The sequence below is a fragment of the Geobacillus sp. C56-T2 genome (genome assembly GCF_007829715.1).
Taxonomy (GTDB): Bacteria; Bacillota; Bacilli; order Bacillales; family Anoxybacillaceae; genus Geobacillus; species Geobacillus icigianus.
Map to the genome: position 1 here is coordinate 2920903 of NZ_VJWB01000001.1, position 16615 is coordinate 2937517.

The 16615-nt window shown below is 56.8% G+C and carries 20 protein-coding genes; 7 read left to right on the forward strand and 13 right to left on the reverse strand.

The window, feature by feature from the left end; genetic code table 11:
* Nucleotides 1-17: 17 nt before the first annotated feature.
* From GC56T2_RS14525 to GC56T2_RS14535, 3 genes are all read right to left on the reverse strand, one after another.
* Nucleotides 18-383 (reverse strand): HesB/IscA family protein, encoded by a 366-nt coding sequence (locus GC56T2_RS14525; RefSeq protein WP_144976137.1) that lies wholly within the window; start codon nt 381-383, stop codon nt 18-20.
* A 133-nt stretch (nt 384-516) separates the two neighbouring features.
* Nucleotides 517-1389 carry a diaminopimelate epimerase gene (gene dapF / locus GC56T2_RS14530; RefSeq protein WP_144976139.1) on the reverse strand — a complete coding sequence of 291 codons (873 nt, stop codon included), beginning with the start codon at nt 1387-1389 and terminating at the stop codon, nt 517-519.
* 130 nt (nt 1390-1519) lie between these two features.
* Entirely contained in the window at nt 1520-1759 is a 240-nt protein-coding gene (locus GC56T2_RS14535; RefSeq protein ID WP_144977391.1) for a YuzB family protein, read from the reverse strand.
* Between the two features lie 173 nt (nt 1760-1932).
* Here GC56T2_RS14535 and GC56T2_RS14540 point away from each other — a divergent pair, with 173 nt between their 5' ends.
* Nucleotides 1933-3003, forward strand: coding sequence for an NAD(P)/FAD-dependent oxidoreductase (locus GC56T2_RS14540; protein WP_144976142.1), 1071 nt, complete (start codon nt 1933-1935; stop codon nt 3001-3003).
* A gap of 245 nt (nt 3004-3248) precedes the next feature.
* Here the strand turns inward: GC56T2_RS14540 and GC56T2_RS14545 are convergent, their stop codons facing one another.
* Nucleotides 3249-3578 carry a YuzD family protein gene (locus tag GC56T2_RS14545; RefSeq protein ID WP_033018742.1) on the reverse strand — a complete coding sequence of 110 codons (330 nt, stop codon included), beginning with the start codon at nt 3576-3578 and terminating at the stop codon, nt 3249-3251.
* Nucleotides 3579-3662: 84 nt separating this feature from the next.
* On the opposite strand from GC56T2_RS14545, the gene GC56T2_RS14550 reads away from it, so the two are divergent.
* Complete coding sequence (locus tag GC56T2_RS14550) at nt 3663-3905, forward strand: NifU family protein (RefSeq protein WP_011232431.1); 243 nt, start codon at nt 3663-3665, stop codon at nt 3903-3905.
* Nucleotides 3906-4087: 182 nt separating this feature from the next.
* Here GC56T2_RS14550 and thrB read toward each other — a convergent pair whose 3' ends face one another.
* The 5 genes from thrB to yutH all read right to left on the reverse strand — a co-directional run bounded on the left by thrB (nt 4088) and on the right by yutH (nt 9863).
* Nucleotides 4088-5002: a homoserine kinase gene (thrB, locus tag GC56T2_RS14555; RefSeq protein ID WP_144976144.1), complete on the reverse strand. Its 915-nt coding sequence runs from the start codon at nt 5000-5002 to the stop codon at nt 4088-4090.
* Nucleotides 4999-6060: a threonine synthase gene (gene thrC / locus GC56T2_RS14560; RefSeq protein ID WP_144977394.1), complete on the reverse strand. Its 1062-nt coding sequence runs from the start codon at nt 6058-6060 to the stop codon at nt 4999-5001. The genes thrB and thrC overlap by 4 nt, the downstream gene beginning before the upstream one ends.
* On the reverse strand, nt 6060-7358 hold the full coding sequence (locus GC56T2_RS14565; RefSeq protein WP_144976146.1) for a homoserine dehydrogenase: 1299 nt from the start codon (nt 7356-7358) through the stop codon (nt 6060-6062). Before GC56T2_RS14565 ends, thrC begins: the two co-directional genes overlap by 1 nt.
* 261 nt (nt 7359-7619) lie before the next feature.
* Nucleotides 7620-8603, reverse strand: a complete 984-nt coding sequence (locus GC56T2_RS14570) for a 2-hydroxyacid dehydrogenase (protein ID WP_144976148.1) — start codon at nt 8601-8603, stop codon at nt 7620-7622.
* 258 nt (nt 8604-8861) lie between these two features.
* Nucleotides 8862-9863, reverse strand: a complete 1002-nt coding sequence (gene yutH / locus GC56T2_RS14575; RefSeq protein WP_144976150.1) for a spore coat putative kinase YutH — start codon at nt 9861-9863, stop codon at nt 8862-8864.
* Nucleotides 9864-10372: 509 nt separating this feature from the next.
* Here yutH and GC56T2_RS14585 point away from each other — a divergent pair.
* Nucleotides 10373-10870, forward strand: coding sequence for a phosphatidylglycerophosphatase A family protein (locus GC56T2_RS14585; RefSeq protein WP_144976154.1), 498 nt, complete (start codon nt 10373-10375; stop codon nt 10868-10870).
* Between the two features lie 100 nt (nt 10871-10970).
* On the opposite strand, the gene GC56T2_RS14590 is transcribed toward GC56T2_RS14585, so the two are convergent.
* Nucleotides 10971-11741: a TIGR01457 family HAD-type hydrolase gene (locus GC56T2_RS14590; RefSeq protein WP_144976156.1), complete on the reverse strand. Its 771-nt coding sequence runs from the start codon at nt 11739-11741 to the stop codon at nt 10971-10973.
* 207 nt (nt 11742-11948) lie between these two features.
* Entirely contained in the window at nt 11949-12386 is a 438-nt protein-coding gene (gene hepT / locus GC56T2_RS14595) for a type VII toxin-antitoxin system HepT family RNase toxin (RefSeq protein WP_033018752.1), read from the reverse strand.
* Nucleotides 12387-12549: 163 nt separating this feature from the next.
* Between hepT and GC56T2_RS14600 the strand changes: the two genes are divergently transcribed.
* Nucleotides 12550-12819 (forward strand): DUF3055 domain-containing protein, encoded by a 270-nt coding sequence (locus GC56T2_RS14600; RefSeq protein ID WP_144976158.1) that lies wholly within the window; start codon nt 12550-12552, stop codon nt 12817-12819.
* Between the two features lie 57 nt (nt 12820-12876).
* Entirely contained in the window at nt 12877-13161 is a 285-nt protein-coding gene (locus GC56T2_RS14605; protein ID WP_144976160.1) for a cytosolic protein, read from the forward strand.
* Nucleotides 13162-13229: 68 nt separating this feature from the next.
* Here GC56T2_RS14605 and GC56T2_RS14610 read toward each other — a convergent pair whose 3' ends face one another.
* Nucleotides 13230-13505 carry a YutD family protein gene (locus GC56T2_RS14610; RefSeq protein ID WP_033018755.1) on the reverse strand — a complete coding sequence of 92 codons (276 nt, stop codon included), beginning with the start codon at nt 13503-13505 and terminating at the stop codon, nt 13230-13232.
* Between the two features lie 113 nt (nt 13506-13618).
* On the opposite strand from GC56T2_RS14610, the gene GC56T2_RS14615 reads away from it, so the two are divergent.
* Entirely contained in the window at nt 13619-14305 is a 687-nt protein-coding gene (locus GC56T2_RS14615) for a YhcN/YlaJ family sporulation lipoprotein (protein ID WP_144976163.1), read from the forward strand.
* 122 nt (nt 14306-14427) lie between these two features.
* Here GC56T2_RS14615 and lipA read toward each other — a convergent pair whose 3' ends face one another.
* The gene (gene lipA, locus GC56T2_RS14620) at nt 14428-15324 is read right to left on the reverse strand and encodes a lipoyl synthase (protein ID WP_144976165.1); all 897 of its coding nucleotides are present in this window, start codon (nt 15322-15324) and stop codon (nt 14428-14430) included.
* A gap of 219 nt (nt 15325-15543) precedes the next feature.
* Between lipA and GC56T2_RS14625 the strand changes: the two genes are divergently transcribed.
* Nucleotides 15544-16539 (forward strand): M23 family metallopeptidase, encoded by a 996-nt coding sequence (locus GC56T2_RS14625; RefSeq protein WP_144976167.1) that lies wholly within the window; start codon nt 15544-15546, stop codon nt 16537-16539.
* The last annotated feature ends 76 nt before the right edge of the window (nt 16540-16615 follow it).

Here is a 16615-nt window from a genome sequence, read left to right on the forward strand (position 1 = left end):
CGCCGCGGTTTCCGCGGTCAGCACTGCTCCGGCGTGCCGGCGTTCGTTGCCGTGCGGAACGACGAACCGCAGCCGCACGTCGCGATGGCGTTCGGGTTGTGGATCGTAAATCCGCCGCCAAGCAGCGACTGTTTGTAATCAATGACCGTGCCGCGCAAAATCGGCGCGCTATCGCGGTCGACCAAAATTTTAATGCCGTGCTGTTCAAATTCGACGTCGTCCTCGCGCCGCTCATGCTCAAAGCCCATGCCGTACGACAGCCCGCTGCAGCCACCGCCGTGAACCCCTACGCGCAAATAGGCGTTTTCCTCTTCCTGCTCCTTCATCATGTCCTTAATTTGAAACGCTGCCGCTTCCGTCAGCGTGACAATGGCTTCCGCCATCTCGATCCCTCCTTCGCTATCAGGTCAAGCGAGGCAGGCGACCCGCGTTCGGGCCAGCTCCCCCAAACGGGCGACTGCCAACGCTCACCGACCTTCCGCTTACTGTTATTATACCGTTTTCCAGCGCAAATGCTCAACCGTTCTGCCCGCCCCGGTCATAGTACACCCCTGTGCACACCGTTTCGGCTGGGCCGGTCATGCGCACGCGCCCGTCCCATCCCCAGGTGATCACCAAATCGCCACCGGCCAAATGGACGACCGTTTCCACTCCGCGCGCCGTCTTCCCGTTGAGCACGGAAGCGACGACAGCCGCGCACGCGCCCGTCCCGCACGCCTGCGTCACGCCGGAACCGCGCTCCCACACCCGGAAGTGAAGCTCGCGATCACTCACGACTTCAACAAATTCGACGTTCACTCCTTCGGGAAAGCGCGGATCGCGTTCGACAAGCGGCCCCAGCGCCTCGACCGGCGCTTGGCGGATGTCATCAACATAAAAGACCGCGTGTGGATTGCCCATCGAGACGGCGGTGAGCGCGTACTCGCGGCCGCTGATGACAAACGGCTCAGCAACGACCTGTTCCACCTCCGGTCCGATCATCGGTATGGCGCTCCGCTGCAGGAGCGGTTCGCCCATATCGACGGTGACGCTCACCACCTCGCCGTCTTGGACTGCCACTTCTGCTTCAACCAGCCCGGAAAGCGTTTCGATCAAAAAGCGGCGCTCCTTGACAAGGCCATGCTCATACGCGTATTTTGCTACACAGCGCAAGCCGTTGCCGCAATTTTTCCCTTCCGAACCGTCGCTGTTGAAAATCCGCATTTTGACCGGCGCCCGCTCCGCAGGACCAATGAGAATTAAGCCATCCGATCCAATGCCGGTGTGAACGTTCGAAACGCGGCGGGCGATCGCCGGCAGCTCGTCTTCCGGAAGCGTTTCGCGAAACAAATCAACGTAAATATAACTGTTCCCTAATCCATGCATTTTCGTAAACGTAAACGACGGCAATGTTCGTCCCTCCCGAAAAAGTCTGGAATTGGATGTATAAAAACAACGCCCCTTGGCCACAATGGAAGTATCCCCCGTTTTTTCATATACATTGAAGAGGATGCCGCTATTGGGCATCCTCCTTTTTTCGTTACAGCATCGGATGTTCTTCGAGATGCCGATAAATCTTTTCCACGAGTTCATCCGGCGTTTCGGCGCTGACAAACTCGCCGTTGACGAGCGCAAACAGCGTTTCCGCACAGCGCGTGCAATAGCTTAGGCAACTGTATTCGATAATATCGAGATTCGGGTCTTTTTCAAGCTGTTCCATCGCCTCGTACGACCCGCTGGCTAAGTTGCTGATGCAAAATTCGATGATTGGCAAAATCATGCGCATGTTCACCTTCCTGTTTCCCATCGTAGCCGTTTTGCCGCGCGCCGTCAATGAACATGCTTGCCAGGCAGGGAGCGGGCGGAAAAATTATTGTTCTTTTGTCACAATTTCGTTATACTTTTTTATGGCATAAGCGGCTTACGAAACTGGACAAAAGGGGATTTTTAACCATGAAACAACTTGTACTGCTCGGCGGAGGATACGGCAATATGCGGATTTTGCAACGCCTCCTCCCGGATCATGTGCCAAATGGCATTCATATTATCCTCATTGACCGCGTTCCATACCATTGTTTAAAAACGGAATATTACGCGTTGGCCGCAGGAACGGTCAGTGACCACCATATTCGCGTCCCGTTTCCGGAACATCCGCAGCTGACGTACGAGTTTGGCGAAGTCGTCTCCATTGACCTTGACAACCAGATCGTCCACCTGAAAGACGAGCGCAGCGTCCGTTATGACGAGCTGGTGATCGGATTGGGCTGTGAGGACAAGTACCATGGGGTGCCGGGCGCTGATCAATACACCTACAGCATTCAATCGATCGACAAAGCGCGCGCCGCCTACGAAGCGCTGAACAACTTGCCACCCAAGGCGACCGTCGGCATCGTCGGCGCCGGTCTGAGCGGTGTGGAGCTGGCCAGCGAGCTTGCCGAAAGCCGCCCTGATTTGCACATTAAACTGTTTGACCGCGGTGAGCGCATTTTGCCGATGTTTCCAAAACGGCTGAGCGATTATGTCGAAAGCTGGTTCGTCGAACACAAAGTTGAGATCGTCCGCCGCTCCAACGTGACGAAAATCGAGCCGGGCGTGCTGTACAACCACGATGAACCGGTGTCGTGCGACGTCATCGTCTGGACGGCTGGCATCCAGCCGAACCGCGTCGTCCGCGAACTCAACGTGGAAAAGGACAAGCAAGGCCGCGTCATCTTGACGAAACGGCACCATATCCCCGGCTATGAAAACGCCTACGTCGTCGGCGACTGTGCGAGCCTGCCGCATTCGCCGAGCGCCCAGCTCGCCGAAGCGCAAGCCGAACAAATCGTCCAAGTGCTGCAAAAGCGCTGGAACGGTGAAGAGCCGCCAAGCGAATTCCCGCCGATTAAGCTGAAAGGCATTCTCGGCTCGCTCGGGAAAAAACACGGCTTCGGCCTCGTGGCGGACCGCCCGCTCACCGGACGGGTGCCGCGCCTGTTAAAATCGGGCGTTCTTTGGATGTATAAATACCACAACGGCTATTAAGCCTTGCACGGCTGTCCATAAAATGGAAGGCGCAAAGCGGCAGGTTCAGTGAGAACGCGTGCTGGGAATCGATATCAACCCATCATCGTCGAAATCTTATTGCCGATCCGGCAGCGGACCAAAGGGTTAGGCGACATTTCTAACGACAGTATGAGCAGCTCTTGTCGCCGACCGGGCGGCTGACCAAACGCAAAGGCGGCGGGGACTCCCCGCCGTCCGTTCGCTTTCCTCCCCATGCGCCGCCGCTATGACGAACGGTAGCCGTATTTTTCCATTTCTGCGCAAATGGTCTTTAGCCGTGGATTGCCTTCCGCCACCACCGTTCCTTCGATCACCACGACCGGATATACCCAATCTTCTTCAACGATCGTTTGCGCCAACGCCCGTTTTCGTTCATCATCGGCAGGAGGCTGAAAAATATCGACGTAGACCATCCGGAACGGCTGATCGGGATACTTGCGGCGCAACGCCGCTTCGAGCCACTCATACGTCTCTTTCGATGACGGCAGCTGCACGCAAGCCGGGCAAAGGACGTCAGCCCCGTAAACACAAATTTCAACCGGTTGAAACGCCATCATTGTCACCCTTTATGCAAGCAAAATTTATCATTAGATTTTTTCCCCTGTCACGATTATAATAAAAAGTAAGGAAAGGAGTCGATGGAAATGACGGACCAAGAAATCAAAGAACAAGTGCAAGAAGTGTTGGATAAACTTCGTCCGTTCCTGCTTCGCGACGGGGGCGACTGCGAGCTCGTAGACGTAGAGGACGGCGTGGTCAAGCTCCGCCTTCTCGGCGCATGCGGCAGCTGCCCGAGCTCGACGATCACGTTAAAAGCCGGGATCGAACGCGCGCTGTTTGAAGAAGTGCCGGGCGTCGTCGAAGTAGAGCAAGTATTCTAAAGCGGAACATCCGAACAGCTCGCCGCTGTTCGGATGTTTTTTTGTCCTCCTACGGCATCCCACGATGAAAAAGCGTAGCGGACCGCCCTGTTTTCGTTCCCGCTTCAAAGACCCTTATCGACCCTCGGCGTGCGCGAAGAGGAGGCGGACGGCGGTCGATTCTCCCAACGCCGAAAAAACACTCACGCTTCCAGCGCGAGCTTGTAGACGCGGCTTCCGTGCGGCTCAACGGCCAGCCTGGCGACTTCGCAACTAGGAAAATGCGGCCGCAGCCGCTCGGCGAGACGAGCGCCGTCCCCTCGTTCCGCAAAAACGAGCACCGTCGGCCCCGCCCCGCTTAGCGCCGCGCCGATCGCTCCGTATTCGAGAGCGAGCGCCTCCGCCCGCTCAAGCTCGGGAACGAGCGGTTTCCGATACGGCTGATGAAACAGATCGGCTGCCATCATCCGGCCGGCAAGCCGCCAGTTTTTTGTCAGCAGCGCCGCAACGAACACATTGCTGATGGCGCTCGCCTCGACGGCCCGCTGCCTCGTCCATTGTTCAGGCAGCTGCCCGCGCGCTTTTTTCGTCTCCAACTCATAGGCTGGGATCAATGCCACCATTTCAATGTCCACATCAGGAAGATGAACGACATCCACACCTTCCTCGCGGTAGCAGCCGATGACCAGCCCTCCGTACAGCGAAGCGCCGACATTGTCCGGATGGCCCTCATAGCGGGTGGCCAGTTCCATCTTTTGTTCGCGCGACAATCCTAGTTCAAGCAGCGCATCGGCCAGCTCGATGCCGGCGACGACCGCCGCCGCGCTGCTGCCGAGTCCGCGCGTCAGCGGAATGTCGCTGGACACTTCCACCGCGCAGCTCGGCAGGCGCCGGCCGTAAACATCCGCCGTTTCGGCCGCCGCTTGATACACTAAATTGTCGGTTCCGCGCGGGATGCCGCTCACCTCGGCCGTTTTCGGCGCAAACGACCACGCCTCCGCCAAGCGGACATCAAGCGTTAAGTAACGGGAGACGGCGAGCCCGATCGAGTCAAACCCAGGACCTAAGTTCGCCGTGCTACCCGGAACGACGATCTTCAACATCTCGTCTTCTTTCATGCGCGGACAACCCCTTGCAAATGCTCCAAGACAACTTGTTCATCGTTCGGCAGCACGATCGGTTCGATCGCCGCGGTCTCCAAGGCGATGGCCGGGTCTTTCAAGCCATTGCCAGTGAGAACGGCGACAACGAGGCTGCCGCGCTCGATTTCGTTTCGCTCGCGCTGCTTGATGACCCCGGCGATCGCCGCGCATGACGCCGGCTCAGCAAAAATGCCTTCCGTGCGGGCAAGCCGTTGGTAAGCCGCCAAAATTTCCGCATCGCTCACTTCATCGATTTTCCCGCGCGATTCGTTCGCCGCCTCGACCGCTTTCTGCCAGCTCGCCGGATTGCCGATGCGGATCGCCGTCGCGATCGTTTCCGGCTGTTCAATCACTTGATTGCGGACGATCGCCGCCGCCCCTTCCGCTTCAAAGCCGCGCATTTGCGGCAGCCCTGTTCCTTTTGCTTCGTGATACTCCTTAAACCCTTTCCAATAGGCGGTAATGTTGCCCGCGTTGCCGACCGGAATGGCGAGCACGTCCGGCGCGCGCCCAAGCTGATCGCACACTTCAAACGCCGCCGTTTTTTGCCCTTCGATTCGGTACGGGTTGACGGAGTTGACGAGCGTAATCGGCGCCGTTTCGCTCAGCCGGCGCACCATGCTGAGCGCTTCGTCGAAATTGCCGTCGATCGCAAAAATCTCCGCCCCGTACATGGCGGCTTGCGCCAGTTTGCCAAGGGCGATCTTTCCGTTCGGGATGACGACAAGGCAGCGCAGCCCCGCGCGCGCTGCATACGCGGCGGCGGAAGCGGACGTATTGCCGGTGGAGGCGCAAATGATCGTATGGCTTCCTTCCTCTTTCGCCTTCGCCACCGCCATCACCATGCCGCGATCTTTAAACGACCCGGTTGGGTTCGCTCCTTCCACTTTGACGTACAGCGTAATCCCGAGCTCTTCCGACAACCGCGGCAACGGGATGAGCGGCGTGTTTCCTTCACAAAGCGACAGCCTTGGCGTTGCTTCGGTCAGCGGCAAAAAGTCGCCGTACGCGTCAAGCAGCCCTCTCCATGTCATCACCGTTTCTCCCCTTCCACCCGATACGAGCTTTGCACCCGCTCGACGATTTCCAAATCGCCCAGCTGCTGCAAAATCTCTTCGTAGTCTTGCTGCGAAGCGTCATGCGTGACGATGACGATTTCGGCGAGGCCGTTTTCCTTCATCGGCAGCTGCAAAATCTTTTCAAAGCTCACTCCGCGTTTGGAAAACAGCGTCGTAATTTTGGCAAACGCCCCCACTTGGTCTTTCACGTGAATGCGCAAAAAGTATTTCGAGAAAATTTCCGTTGGAGCTTTCAACTGTTTTTCATATTGCGGCGCGACGGCATAGCGACCGTTGACGCCAAGGCGCATATTTTTCATCACCGCGACCAAGTCGGAGACGACCGCCGTCGCTGTCGGCAAGCTGCCGGCGCCCGGCCCGTAGAACATCGTTTCTCCGACCGCTTCGCCGTAAACGTACACAGCATTATATTCATTCTGGACGGACGCGAGCGGATGCGAATCGGGCAAAAACGTCGGCTGAACGCTGACTTCCACCTTGCTTCCATCGCGCTGGGCTATGCCGATCAGCTTCATCGTATAGCCGAGCCGTTTCCCGTAATTTAAATCCTCCTCCGTCACTTCTGTGATGCCTTTGACATTAACATCGTCCAAATCAATATCCATGGAGAAGCCAAGGCGGGCCAAAATCGCCATCTTCCGCGCCGCATCGAGCCCTTCGACGTCCGACGTCGGATCGGCTTCCGCGAACCCGAGCGCTTGCGCTTCGGCGAGCGCCGCTTCATAAGAGGCGCCGTTTTGCGCCATGTTCGTCAAAATGTAATTCGTCGTCCCATTGACAATGCCCATAAGCTTCGTAATCCGGTCCGACGCCAGTCCATCCACTAAGCTGCGCAAAATCGGAATGCCGCCGGCGACGCTCGCTTCATAGAACAAATCGCAATGATGCTCCGCCGCCACCCGGAGCAACTCTGAACCGTAAACCGCCATGACGTCTTTGTTCGCCGTCACAACATGTTTTCCTTGGCGCAACGCCCGCAGCAACAGCTCCTTCGTCTCCTCGATGCCGCCCATCACCTCGATGATGACGTCCACCTCCGGATCGTCGATCACCTCGGCGGCGCTCGTCGTCAGCAGCGCCGGATCGACCTCGACATCGCGCGGTTTGTTGACGTCGCGGACAAGAATTTTCTTCACCTTGACTGGACATCCGACTTGATGCATCAGCTTCTCCTGATGGTTTTCAATGATTTTGACCACGCCGCTTCCAACAGTCCCTAATCCTAACAAGCCAACTAAAATCGGTTTTTCCATCTTCCCCGCCCCTTCTGTTTACCCACAGTAGACATTTGTATTTTTATAGTAGACATTATAAAAGACGGCCGGCTGTTTGGCAACGAAAATTTTTGCCCTCGGGGGCTGGTGATTTAAGAGGACAAGCCGTTTATCAAGCCCTTTTCTCCAATCGAAAAGCCCTGTCGCATCAGGATCGTCTTTCAAACGCTCCCCCATTTCCATAAGCAACGGATCTCCCCACCTCAAAGGGAGGAAAAAGCACGCGCCAGCCCGGCATTTTCACGGAAGGGAGGACGGCCGATTCACCGGTGTTAACGGCGGCCGCCCTTCCAGCACGGCAATAATGTTGTCGCGCGCCAACGCCATCATCGCCCGCCGCGTTTCGTACGTGGCGCTGCCGATATGCGGCAAGGCGACAACGTTCGGAAGCGAAACGAGCGGATGGGCGGGATCCACCGGTTCTTTTTCAAACACATCGAGCCCGGCCGCCGCGATCTCTCCATGAACGAGCGCCTCATACAGCGCCTGTTCATCGACGACCGCCCCGCGCGCCGCATTGATGAAAACCGCTGAGCGTTTCATCCGCCGAAACGCCTCGCGGTTGAACAAACGACGCGTCTCCGGGGTGAGCGGCGTCAAGCAGACGACAAAATCGCTTTCCGCCAACAAATCGAAAAATGGACGGTAGATGGCGCCAAGCTCCACTTCCGCCTCCGGGCGGCGGGAACGGTTGTAATACAGCACGTTCATGTCAAACCCTTTTGCCCGCTTGGCCACCGCTTGGCCGATGTTTCCCATGCCGACGATGCCGATCGTTTTATGGTGGACATCGGCGCCCGCAAGCAAAAACGGGCTCCAGCTTTTCCATTTCCCTTCTTTCAAAAATTCAGCCGCTTCGACGAGGCGGCGAGCGGTGGCTAACAGCAGCGCGAACGTCAAATCGGCCGTCGTATCGGTCAGCACGTTCGGCGTGTTGCATACGACGATGCCGCGCCGAGTCGCTGCCGGCACATCAATATTGTCATAACCGACCCCCATGTTGGCGACCACTTTCAGCTCCGCCCCCGCTGACAGCACCTGTTCACCAATCGGATCGGACACCATCGGCAAAAGGGCCGCCGCCCGCTTTGCTTTTTCCACGAGCACATCGCTTGGCACCGCCACGTCCTCATGCGGCCACATCTCCACTTCAGCGATAGCCGAAAGCGGGGCCACAACATCCTCTGGCAGTTTGCGCGTAATAAAGACGCACGGCTTCGTCATGATGCCACTCCTTCTTCGTTTTTTCTAAATCTTATCACAACTCCGGCGGAAAAAAAACGGGAAGTTGTCCCCCCATAGCCCCGCTCATCCTTCCGTTTTCCAGCGGCCAAGCGCGCCGGGACTCGGCTTGGATGAACGGAAGCACCGCTTCTGGCAAGCAGACGCCAACCAGTCCTCCCACCTCACCCGGCGCTCAAATGAAGCCAACGGCGGTCAACGAAATAGCGGGCGCCAGCGCCGCGGCCCCCGCTCTCCTTTCTACGCCGGTGGCAGCCACTCGACCGCCGGCAGACGCACGCGTTCGGCGATGCCGGCAATCTCGGCAAACGAAGCTAAAAATCGCTCATACTCGTGCGAACCGCCGAGCAGCCGCCGCAATTCCTCCTCGCGGCGCGTTCGTTCCTGTCCATCCTCTGTCAAATAGTACGCCTCCACACACTCGAAATACGGAAGCGGAAACAACAATCGGGCGTAAACAAGCCGCCAAGCAAACGGCGACAGCGGCGACACGTGCCCGTAGTCTTGGAAAAACCGGCGCACCTCCTGCCGGCATTCCGGTCCGTGCCGCCGATACAAATCACGCACCCATTCCGCCAAATCGCGGGCGCAATGGTCGTACACCCAATCGGTCGGCAGCTTCGCCTCGGCCCCTTCGATCCAGCCAGCCTGGGGCAGCCGCTCGTGGCAAAACGCCGCGTAATCAACGCGAAGCGGCTCCTCATCGAGTTCCGTATCGGCCACATATTGGACGGCGTTTTCCGCCAACCCTACATAATACGGGAACGACTCGATAAACAGCCGGTCAAACGGCGACGCCGGGCCGTTTGCCACCATGTTCGTCCAAAACGCCTCCATTTGGTCGATCCGCTTCGCCCACAGCTCCCGCCATTGGCCGATGCGCCGGCAAACCGTAATGGGCAGCGGGCAAGAGCGCCCGTATTCGTGCAGCAAAGCAAGCTCTCGGCCGAGCTGGCGCAGGCGCACGGGCGGAAGCGTTGCGCGGATGAGCGCCATCGGCCGTCCCTCATAGACGGCAAGATACGTTCCGGCTTTTGTTTTCACGAGCTCCCCGACGCCGTTCACCCCTTTGGCTCGCAAATAGCGGCTGATGTGCTGGCGCTCTTCCATCTCCGCTTCGCTCCGCCCGTCAGCGGGAACGAGAAGAAAGCGTTCTTGCTGCCCCCAGATCACGGTATGCCTCCCTTTTGACTCCAGCCGCTCAACGCGCACTCCATACTCGCTATGCACCCATTGTTCCATGGACCTTCCTCCTCATTCGCGTCCATATTGAATCGAAAACCGCTTGCCCCCTCTTCATCCCCCCGCCCGTTTTCGCGTTGGGGAAAAAGCGCTTGCCCTTCCTTATCTCTCCGTCCGCTTCCTTGTTGGCCGAGGCTTGCTTTCTCCTCCCCATCTCCACGCTCGTTTCCGCGTTAGGGAAAAACCGCTTGACCTTGGATCCCGTTCTAGCGACGCTGCTCGGCCGATCAGCCCCCATTTCTTTTCCAACCGGCCGCCGACGGTCGTCTCGTCCGGCGGGAAGCGAAAAGCCTCATCGCTTTGTTTGGCTGCCGTTCAGCGTCGCGCAGCCAAGCAGCCGAAGCGAGCTCGATTCTCTGCCCGTCAAGGCAACCCTTCAGATCGGCCACCAAAGGGGCTATTGTTTATATATGCGGCTCGCTGAGCATTTTTCTTTATATGACGGACTGTTTTATGACATGATACATATATATATAAAGCGACTTTTCAAAAGAAATAGGTGACCTTTTATGAGCGAATTCATTATGAACAATTTGGAACAAACCGCTCGGCGTTGGCTCGAGGAGCGGGGCGTAACGGTGGAAAAAATCGCCGAACTCGTCTATTATTTGCAATCGAAATACCATCCGGATTTGACGATGGACGAGTGCATCGAAAACGTAAACCGCGTCATTTCAAAGCGTGAAGTGCAAAACGCCATTTTAACCGGCATTCAGCTCGATAAACTCGCCGAGGCCGGCCAGCTTGATGAGCCGCTGCAATCGATCATCCGCCGCGATGAAGGGCTGTATGGCGTCGATGAAATTTTAGCGCTGTCGATCGTCAACGTCTACGGATCGATCGGCTTTACCAACTACGGATACATTGACAAACAAAAACCGGGCATCCTGCAATACTTAAACGATAAATCAACCGGCAAATGCAACACGTTTTTAGACGACATCGTCGGTGCCATTGCCGCGGCGGCGTCAAGCCGTTTGGCGCACCGGGCCGCCAACGCTGAATAATGGATCGCCACGCCCCGGTGCGCTCGGCTGATGGCCGGCTTTTCCCGCGCAGCCGATGACAAGCAAACGCCGCCTTGCCTTTTTGGCAAAGCGGCGTTGTTTACAGGCGCTCCATCCACTCTAGCAGCGAATCGGCCGTATACGTCGGCTGCCGCTCATAGCGGGCGAGCATCTCTTTCGTCGTCACGCCCGTATGGACTAAAAGCGTATCGATGCCGGCGTTCATGCCCGCTACTATGTCGGTTTCGTAATAGTCGCCGATCATGAGCACGTCCGCTTTCGGAACGCCGAGCACGTTAAGCGCCTGCTCCATAATGATTTTTTCTGGCTTGCCGATAAACGTCGGCTTCACTTGCGTCGAAACGGCCACAACCGACGTAATGGCTCCGTTGCCCGGCAATAGCCCGCGCTCGGTCGGCAAAGCGATGTCTCCGTTTGTGGAAATGAACATCGCGCCGTTGCGGACCGCCAAGCAAGCGACGGCGAGCTTCTCGTATGTCAGTTGCCGGTCGATGCCGATGACGACGACATCCGCGTCCTCGCCGGCAAAACGAAACCCTTTGTCCGCCAAAGCCGTGCGGATCCCTTCTTCACCGATGACATAAACGGACGCGCCTGGCTTTTGTTCAAAAATGTAGTTGGCGGTTGCTTGGCTTGTCGTAAAGACGTGCCTCTCTTCCGCCGGCACGCCGAATGACCGCAGTTTTTCCGCCACCTGCGCCGGCGTGCGCGACGAGTTGTTGGTGACGAACAAATACGGAATGCCGCGGCGGTGCAGTTCATTGACAAACTCGCGCGCTTCGGCGATACATTCCGTGCCGCGGTACATCGTTCCATCCAGATCAATCAAATAGCCGTTGTAACGTTTCATGACCTCTGTTCCTTTCTTTTCCATGATAGGCGGCCGCCGCGCCAGTCTGTTCGGATCACCTTGAGCCGGCGAGAACGCCGCGCTTCCTCTCCCAATGCTCGCGCTGCCGCAAGCCCGCGGGTCAACCGCTTCTGTCTTTCCTCGTTTCGCCGCGCCGGCGTCCAACGCGAAGACAACCGGCGCACGCCGATGGATGTCGCCGTCCGATCAATTGCGAAACGCCGACACCGGGCCGAGCTCGCTTTCGAGATAATCGCGCACCGCTTTCGGGTACGCCTCCAACGCCGGCAAATGGGCATCCAAGCTGGCGCGCAGTTTGGCGTGATCAACAGCGGTGTAGTCGTGAACGAGCATTTTCCGGTGAGCGATGAACGCTTTCAGCTGTTCGGCGTCCGCCGGGGCAATCACCCGTTCATCAGTCAAAATGTCAATAATGTCATTGTAGCTGCCTGGGTCGCGCATAATAAAGCCGTCAATCATGGCATTGCCGACGTCCAAAACGGCTTCGATGAGGACATGAGCGATTCGTTCGAGCGCCAGCCGCTCTAACGGTTCTTCCCAATGCCGCTGCGCCTTGTAACGCTCGAGCATTTGCTCGATGCAGCGCAGCCGATCTTCCAGTTTTTTGCGGTCAACAAAATACATCGCTGTTCCCTCCTTCGTCTCGTTTGCCCTGCTGAAAAAAGACGGAATCCCCACCGTCCGGCCAATGGCGGGACGGACATCGCCACTTCTTCCTCCGTCCGCTCCCGTTTTCGGCGCTTGTTTGCTATGATGGTAACGAAGGGAGCGAAAGGGGGAGCAAAAGATGAGCGAACGGTTTTATTTGTATGACGAAACGGTTGAAGCAGCGGTGCGCTTCGTCAGCTTTGCCGGCGAAAACCGACGGTTCGATTTGGCGCTTGTGGAAACGGACCGGTTTTACGGAAAATGGCTCGTGCTCGACTTACAGAGCAACCGCTTCGCGATTCTCGGCGATGACGATTTGGCCGAGCCGGGCTATTTGGAACGCACATACGAGCTAAAGATCGAAGACGCCGACGAGTTGCGCGCCTTTTTGCGTGAATGTCTTTCATAACCTTCCTCGGTTTGGGGCATCTTATGAACCAACCCGGCAGCAAGGAAGGTGAGGCGAATGGCGGAACGGGAAACATATGCCGATGTTTCCACCGTCGAGAAACAGCGCAATTTCTTAACGGCCGAGGAATTTCCCGAAGGGCCGTACGGATCGCCGTACCGCGCGGACGCGCCGGTCGAAAATAAAAGCACACCGTGGCGGGAAGGACAGCGACCTTATAGCGCCTTCAACTATGAATTCAAATCGCTGCACCAAAACATTCCAAGGCGCGATCCGGCCGCGCACTCGCCGCACGATGACCCGCGCGAAAGCGAACAGTTCCCGTACAACGAAGGGGAATGACGAAGCAGCCGCCCGCCCCGGAGCGGCTGCTTCACTTGTCCGCCCGTCAGCGCCGCGACATGGCGGCTTCACCGCTTCACTTTGCGAAGCACAAAATAAGCGCAGCCGAAGTTGCAATATTCGTACAAATATTCCGACAACGTGCTGATTTTCGTATCATGCGTCGCTTTTTGATTGTGGTCGTCAAAAAATCCGCGCAGCCGCAGCTGATTGTATCCCCAGTCGCCGACAATGTAGTCATACTTCGCCAAAATATCGGCGTACCGGGCGCGAAAGGCTTCTTCGTTAAAGGCGTTTTTCACATTTTCCACCAGCTCGTAACAATGGTTGTTGATGCAAATCACGGGAGTTCACCTCGCCTTTCCACTTCCATCATAAACGATGCACGACACCCAATCAATGACGGTTATGAAACGCCTCGCCGCGTGCCACCCTAAAAGCGAAGGGGGTGCTGACGATGAGACGACCATGGTGGGCCGCTCTGTTCGGAACGGCTCTTGTCTTGAGCGGCTGCGCACAAACCGCCCAAGATGACAATACGGACGTCTATAAGCGAAGCGGGAATACCATCAACGTCACCGACCGCAACGAACTGTACAATGAAAACGGAGTGCCCAACGGCGATGACACGCCGATGAACAACTTCGGCTACGTCCGCCATCAAAAAAGCCCGATTGCTGGCGACGCCAACGGCTATAACGACATGCCGTCCTTCAACCGCGAAAAAGCGGCCGATTTGATCAGCAAACTGTGCACCCAGCTGCCGGGTGTCAAGGACGTCGCGACGCTCGTCACGGATGAGGAAGTGCTCGTCGTTTATGACGCCGACACGAACAACCGGCAGCAGACCGCTGACCAAGTCAAAAAGACGGCACTGTCTGTCGTGCCTCGCTACTATCACGTCTACATCGCCGACAATCCGCAGCTGATGAAAGACATTGAACGCTTCGGGCGCTTGGACTCAAACACGCGCAACATCGATCAAATTCTTGACGCCACCATCCAGCGGATGTTGAAATATCCGCAAGGAGCGAAGCTAAGCGACGGCGAAAACGAAAACGGCGAAATGATCAACGAAATGAACGACCAACTCGATCGCGATTTCCGGGACAGAACGCCGCGGACGACAAAAATGGGGCAATAACGCTCACGCTTTTCGATCGCCTAACCGCTTGCCGAGGAAAGAAAACGGTCTGCCTTTTTCCAAAAGAGGCACGACCGTTTCTTTTCGCCTATTCGCCGCCCGCGGGCGCCAGCCGCTTGAACCTACGCCTTCAGCTGCCGCGCTTTCGCCGCTTCGTTCACCTGTTCATCGGCATGATACGAGGAGCGGACGAGCGGACCCGCCTCGCAATGGCTGAACCCTTTGCTTAATGCGATCTCTTTCAGCTCCCGAAACTCATCGGGATGGTAGTACTTCACCACTTTCAAATGTTTTTTCGTCGGCTGCAAATACTGACCGATCGTCAAAATGTCGACATGGTTGGCACGCAGATCGTCCATGGCCTCGATGATCTCCTCTTTCGTTTCCCCAAGGCCGACCATGATGCTCGATTTCGTCGGGATGTCGGGCTGCAGCTCTTTCGCCCGCCGCAAAAACTCAAGCGACCGTTCGTACGTCGCCCGCGCGCGCACTCTTGGCGTCAAGCGGCGCACCGTTTCAATGTTATGGTTCAAAATGTCCGGTCGGGCATCCATCAGCGTCTTCAAGTTTTCGTACACCCCGCCCATGTCGGACGGCAGCACTTCAATCGTCGTAAACGGGTTTTTTCGCCGGATGGCGCGCACCGTTTCGGCAAACACGGCCGCACCTCCGTCTTTCAAATCATCGCGCGCCACCGCGGTGACGACGACGTGTTTTAAGTTCATGATGCGCACCGATTCGGCGACGCGTTCCGGTTCCTGCCAGTCGAGTTCGGTCGGTAAGCCGGTTTTGACGGCGCAAAAGCGGCAGGCGCGCGTGCAGACGCTGCCTAAAATCATAAACGTGGCCGTCCGCCGCACAGCCCAGCATTCGTGAATGTTCGGGCACTTCGCTTCCTCGCAGACAGTATGTAAACGGTGTTCCCGCATCAACTTCTTCAATCCGACGTAGTTCTCGTTCGTATTTAATTTGATTTTCAACCAATCCGGCTTGCGGACGTGTTCTTCTTTCGTCGCCATCGTTCTCACTCCAGTTAGATCGTTATTCATTTCTCATTATAATGAAAAGCTCGCGAAAAGACAAAAAAATCGCCGTCCGACTGCCTTCCTCCTTTTTACACTTCTTGCTTCTTGGCGCCAAAGGACGAGTGCGCTTAGTCCTACAAATTTTGGCATTGATGAATTCCTTGTTTCTCCCCAAACTAAAGGATAGGAAACGGGCGGAAAGGGGGGATCCACGTGCACCGATGGCTACTGGCCCTATGGGTGGTGGCGATATTGTTCATCGCCGCCGGCGCAGCGGCCGCAGCTGAAAATAATGAAGAAGACGTTTATGAACGACGCATGGAGCTGTATAAAAAAGCGGAAGCCGTTTCACTCATTCCATGGTATTACTTTGCGGCCATTGACCAATACGAGCGAAACGTCCGCCAAGTGCGCCGCGATTTGCCCAAACCAACCGGCGTCCTTGGTATTTACATGAAGCCGGCTGTCTGGGCGGGACCGCTCAATCCAAACCCGCACGATACGAACCCGTTGACGATCTCCCAGTTTGGCGGCCTCGGGATAGATGGGAACGGGGATGGGAACGCGCGCGCTGACGACGATGAAGATGTCATCATGGCGATGGCCCGTTATCTGCAGACGTACGGCATTGATCACCGCCATATCAAAATCGCGCTTTGGAACTATTACCAGCGCGCCAAGACGGTCGACCTGATTTTAGGAAAAGTAAAAATTTATAAAAAGTATCAAACATTAAAATTGGACAACCATGTGTTTCCTCTTCCGCTGCGGGCGAATTACAGCTACCGCGACACATGGGGTGACGCGCGCGGCTGGGGTGGGCGCCGCATCCATGAGGGAACGGACATTTTCGCTGGCTACGGGGTTCCGGTGCGCTCGACGTGCTATGGCATCGTCGAATTGAAAGGCTGGAACAAATACGGGGGCTGGCGCGTCGGCATCCGCGACATCAACAACACGTACCATTACTTCGCCCATTTGAACGGCTTCGCCGCCGATCTTCGCGAGGGACAAATCGTCGAACCGGGAACGATCATCGGCTCGGTCGGCAGTTCCGGCTACGGCCCGCCCGGCACGGCCGGAAAATTCCCGCCCCATCTTCATTACGGGATGTACAAAGACAACGGCTACACCGAGTGGGCGTTCGACCCCTATCCACATTTGAAAGCGTGGGAGCGGGCCGAGCGGCAGCAACAAAAACGGCGCTGATCGCCCGTTCGGCCGATGGGCCGAACCGTGGCGCAGCGCCGTTCACTTCGTTCCGTAAGCGTGTTGCTTTTTCACT